At 61.6% G+C, this 505-nt stretch carries 1 protein-coding gene; it reads left to right on the top strand.

The genetic code is table 11. The annotated features are described in order from the left end of the window. The coding region (locus tag TU74_RS23010; RefSeq protein ID WP_048377770.1) for an ABC transporter permease subunit at window positions 1-505 on the top strand (505 nt) is incomplete at both ends.

Below are 505 nucleotides of genomic sequence, written 5' to 3'. Positions count from 1 at the left end.
AGAAACCGATGCCGCCGTGCACACCGCCGCCGAAACCAGCCTGGCCCAGGTCAAGCGCAAACTGATGATGGGCGAGATCCTCGGCCAGGCATTCAGCGGCATGTCCCTGGGCTCGATCCTGCTGTTGGCGGCGTTGGGGCTGGCGATCACCTTCGGCCTGCTCGGCGTGATCAATATGGCCCATGGCGAGATGCTGATGCTCGGCGCCTATTCGACCTATGTGGTGCAACTGATGATGCAGCGTTATGTGCCTGCTGCTATCGAGTTCTACCCGTTGATCGCGCTGCCGGTGGCGTTCTTCGTCACCGCGGCCATCGGCATGGCCCTGGAACGCACCGTCATTCGTCATCTGTATGGCCGACCGTTGGAAACCCTGCTCGCCACCTGGGGCATCAGCCTGATGCTGATCCAACTGGTGCGCCTGGTGTTCGGTGCACAGAACGTCGAAGTGTCCAACCCTGCCTGGTTGTCCGGAGGCATCCAGGTACTGCCCAATCTGGTGCTG

Origin of the sequence: Pseudomonas lundensis (assembly GCF_001042985.1) — a bacterium.
GTDB lineage: Bacteria > Pseudomonadota > Gammaproteobacteria > Pseudomonadales > Pseudomonadaceae > Aquipseudomonas > Aquipseudomonas lundensis.
The sequence above is the reverse complement of the archived record's forward strand: the minus strand, read 5'-3'. Positions and strand labels throughout refer to the sequence as shown.